Below are 3,873 nucleotides of genomic sequence, written 5' to 3'. Positions count from 1 at the left end.
GAGCAGAGGGGCAGGGGGAGAATTCGTAACTCCTAACTCTTCACGTAAACGCCCCGCTATCGCTAACGGAACTGTTTTGCCCCATGCCCAATTCCCAATTCACTTAACGCAATGACTCAATTTTGGGCGAACCATCAGCTTTAATCCAAGCAATTTGGGCTATGCTGCGATCGCGTGCATATTGGCGAATAGCATCTGCATCCCTTCCCCCTAAATCAATTTCTACCCGCACTAAATGGGTGGAATCTCTAAGTTTTTGCGCGTAGGCAAAGGCAGGGGCGTTAGCACTCGCCGTCTCTGGTACTACTAACCAGTTACTCGCTGGGGTTACTTGCGGTAATTGTTGAGTAGATAACAAAATTTGGTATAAATCTTCGATATTGAGTCCAAAACCTATTCCGGGTGTATTTTCTCCTTGGGGATGATATAGACCCAAAAGCTGGTCGTAGCGACCACCACGCCCTAAAACTCTGGCTTGTGATTCGGTGTCGTTGACAATTTCAAAGACAATACCAGTGTAGTAATCTATGGTCTGGATCAGGCTGAGATCGAGGATTAAGGGAAATTTTTTCTCTGATTCTAGTAATTCTACTAGAGATTTGAGGTTATTCACTGCCTCTCGCTGTTCTTCGTCTAGATCCAAACTACTAACTTTTTGTAACACGTCTGCACTGGGGCCGCGCAAATCCAGCATGATTCTGGCGCGATCGCGTAGTTTGTCACTCAAGGGTAAAGTATCTATGGTAATGCGGTCGAGATGAGCGATCGCACTGCGAACTTTATCCTGTAAATTAGCCGGAAATGCACTCAGGAGCGATCGCGTAATTCCCGCTTCACCTAAAATTAAGTGCCATTGTCTCAAACCCAATGCTGCTAAACAATCTGCGACTAACAGCAGTACTTCCGCATTCGCCAGCAATCCGCCAGCACCTAACAACTCCACCCCAGCTTGATAAAACTCTTGCTGGCGATTATGTCTACTTTCCCACGTGCGGCGAAACACATTGGCGTTGTAGTACAACCGTTGCGGATAAGTTGCATTTGCCATACGAGTGACAACAGTACGAGCAATGGATGCTGTTAATTCTGGACGTAGCCCTAATTCATCATCTTCGCCATTTTGTAGTTGAATCACCATCTGGCGCTGAATTGCTTCCCCTGCCATCAAGGTATCCATACGCTCTAAAGTTGAGGTGATAATCCTGTGATATCCCCATCGATGAAACACCTGCTGTAACCGATCTTCAATCCAGCGTTTTTTCTCCACATCCAAGGGCAATAAATCCCTGGCACCCGATGCTGGTTGATACACCATTATTTTTTCTTCCCACCAAACAAACCACCGAACAAACCACCACTACCAGATTTATCTGGTTGCTTATCTCCATTATTGGCGGATGAAGTCACCTTATGATCGCTAGGTTGTTGTGCTAATGCCTTATCTATTTTAGGTTTCCATTTCAATGCCGTTTCGTCACTGGGATCTAGCTTTAAAGCGTTTTCAAAGTGGATTTTTGCCATTTTTAGCTGATTTTGCCTCAAATACACCATTGCGATCAAGCTATGGCAGCGACTATTTTTAGGTTCTAGCTTCAGGGCATCTTGCAACTCTACTTTGGCTTGGGCAAATTGGTTTTTGTCAATCAAAGATTGAGCGCGACGAAAATACTGTTCTACAACCGTGTCTTCTTTTGGCGGCGCTGGTACTGGCGCTGGTGCTGGTTCTGGGAGTGTATTTTTTGGTGTACTTGGTTGAGGTGTACCTGATTGAACTTTGGGTTGAGCAGATAGCGGCGGCACGGCGGATGTTTTGCTTGCACTCCGCATTAAATAGACTAAATTCAACTCACTAATTTGGGCAAGGACTTGCTGCACTTGGTCTAAAGAATCATATTGGCTTTGAGCTAGTTTAGCGATCGCACTTTTATAGACATGCTCGAAATTAGCTGACTGGACTAACTCTTTAGCCAAATCGGTGGTGAGAGTTAAAGAAGCAGACTCTTGTAACAAGCGCTTGCCGATTTGCGACAAAATTAAAATATATTCCGTGCGAGTGCGATCGCCAGCAAGTTTTTCGTAAGCTGGGTTAACCAACTTTGATAACAATTCGTTTCCTAGCTGTTTTTGTTCATCACTTTCAGTAAACCTACTGTCCGGGTGTAAGCGGCGGGCAATTTGGAGATAGCGTTTCCGAATCTCTTTGACATCCGCATCAACTGGAACGCACAATATTGCGTGATGATCTATGAAATCATATTTAAATAATCCACGATCTATTTTGAAAGACATATAGGGGATTTGCACCAAAGGAGCAGTTAGATTTTTTTTAGTTTACCCAAAGTCGAGGGTAAAGCTTCCACGTGCTACACCCATGCTGATAGTGGCGGAACTTGTAACAATTCGCTACTGAGGGAGTCGTGAATATAACCATTTGTTGCGAGAATTCTACCTGACTCAATTTTGACAGGAGTGCCATCGTAGGCGGTGACTTTGCCCCCAGCTTCTTGTAACAAAATTATCCCGGCGGCAATATCCCAAGGAGAAAGCCCTCGTTCCCAGTAACCATCGACACGCCCACAGGCAACATAAGCCAAATCTAGCGATGCTGAACCGCTACGTCTAACCCCTTGCGTAAGGTGGGTAAGGTGACTAAATTCTGCGTAGTTGTTATCAGAGGTTTCACGGCGATCGTAGGCAAATCCAGTTACTAGTAGGCTTTTACTCAGTTCAGATGTTGCTGAAACATTGATGGGACGACGATTTCGTGTTGCTCCCAAGCCAGTAGCCGCACTGAATAGCTCATTGTGGAATGGATCATAAATTACACCAACTTCTGGAACGCCATTAATTAACAGCCCAATAGAAACTGCAAAAAACGGATATTGATGGGCGTAGTTGGTTGTGCCATCTAGAGGATCTATTGCCCAGAGGTATTCATTTTCTTGATTACCTAATTTGCCTGATTCTTCAGCGAGGATAGAGTGCTGGGGAAAATGGCGACGCAAAATTTCTAAAATCAACTCTTCTGAGGCTTTATCAGCAGCCGTGACTAAATCACCAGGGCGACCTTTTTCAATAATTGCGTCTTCTAACTTACCCAAGTAACCTTGCAAAATAGCACCAGCAGCTAAGGCTGCTTCTGTAGCAATATCTAGAAAAATTTGTATATTTGTCATTGGTCATTTGTCATTTGTCATTGGTTCATCTCTCCCATTGCCCAATTCCCCATTCCCCATTCCCCATTCCCAACCCTTCAAAGATTTTGGCGGCGAAACTCGGCGGGAGTGAGGCGCATGGGTTTTTCTGGGTTCCAGATTCCTTGGCCCATGAGTCTAGCCCATTGTTGGGCACGTTCTAAACGCTGGTCATATTTGTGGTTAGGCGATCGCCCAACAAACATTGCATTGCCTTGTTTAACTAATTCTTCATTCAATAACACCTTATTTTTCCATACATAAGCTAGAGTTCGCCCGATTTTATCTTTTGCTTCTAAATCAAACTCCAGTTCGACCAATTCTTCTGCACCACCAATAAGATTCTCTAACTGTTCTTTTGCTGCTTCTCCCCAAGGTCTCTGTCGCAAATCTGGTGCATCAACGCCAACTAACCGCACTTGAGAAATCAAATTCGGTTGTTCAGCCATTCCTAACACTTCCAAACTTTGCCCACTAACTACCCGAGCTACTTTCACCTGAGCCTGATTATTTGGTAACTGGTTTTTACTTTGGCAACTCACCAAGAGCAATAAGCAAACCAAAATGGCTATTTTTCGTACCCAGTTACCAAGACTCACAACCATCACAAATTCTCCTATGGTCGCTGCTGCGCCTAGCGAGCAGAACCTCTTGCCCCCTGCTCCCTGCTCCCTGCCCC

Annotated in this window: 4 protein-coding genes; all 4 read right to left on the bottom strand. The window is 44.9% G+C overall.

What is annotated here, in order from left to right; genetic code table 11:
• Positions 1 to 103 precede the first annotated feature (103 nt).
• Positions 104 to 1,315 (bottom strand): ATP phosphoribosyltransferase regulatory subunit, encoded by a 1,212-nt coding sequence (locus GNF10_RS35740; protein ID WP_185581559.1) that lies wholly within the window; start codon positions 1,313 to 1,315, stop codon positions 104 to 106.
• Positions 1,315 to 2,289, bottom strand: a complete 975-nt coding sequence (locus GNF10_RS35735; RefSeq protein WP_185581560.1) for a J domain-containing protein — start codon at positions 2,287 to 2,289, stop codon at positions 1,315 to 1,317. Before GNF10_RS35735 ends, GNF10_RS35740 begins: the two co-directional genes overlap by 1 nt.
• Positions 2,290 to 2,363: 74 nt before the next feature.
• Positions 2,364 to 3,176, bottom strand: coding sequence for an inositol monophosphatase family protein (locus tag GNF10_RS35730; protein ID WP_163927588.1), 813 nt, complete (start codon positions 3,174 to 3,176; stop codon positions 2,364 to 2,366).
• Between the two features lie 77 nt (positions 3,177 to 3,253).
• A complete protein-coding gene (locus GNF10_RS35725; protein ID WP_185581561.1) occupies positions 3,254 to 3,799 on the bottom strand; it encodes a thermonuclease family protein in 546 nt (181 codons plus the stop codon).
• Between the last annotated feature and the right edge of the window lie 74 nt (positions 3,800 to 3,873).

Source organism: Nostoc sp. UCD121 (genome assembly GCF_014222285.1).
GTDB lineage: Bacteria > Cyanobacteriota > Cyanobacteriia > Cyanobacteriales > Nostocaceae > Nostoc.
This window is presented reverse-complemented; position numbering and strand designations above follow the sequence as displayed.

Coding starts and splice junctions, on each gene's coding strand:
- GNF10_RS35740 (WP_185581559.1), bottom strand. CDS start 1,315: ATGGTGTATCAACCAGCATCGGGTGCCAGGGATTTATTGCCCTTGGAT.
- GNF10_RS35735 (WP_185581560.1), bottom strand. CDS start 2,289: ATGTCTTTCAAAATAGATCGTGGATTATTTAAATATGATTTCATAGAT.
- GNF10_RS35730 (WP_163927588.1), bottom strand. CDS start 3,176: ATGACAAATATACAAATTTTTCTAGATATTGCTACAGAAGCAGCCTTA.
- GNF10_RS35725 (WP_185581561.1), bottom strand. CDS start 3,799: ATGGTTGTGAGTCTTGGTAACTGGGTACGAAAAATAGCCATTTTGGTT.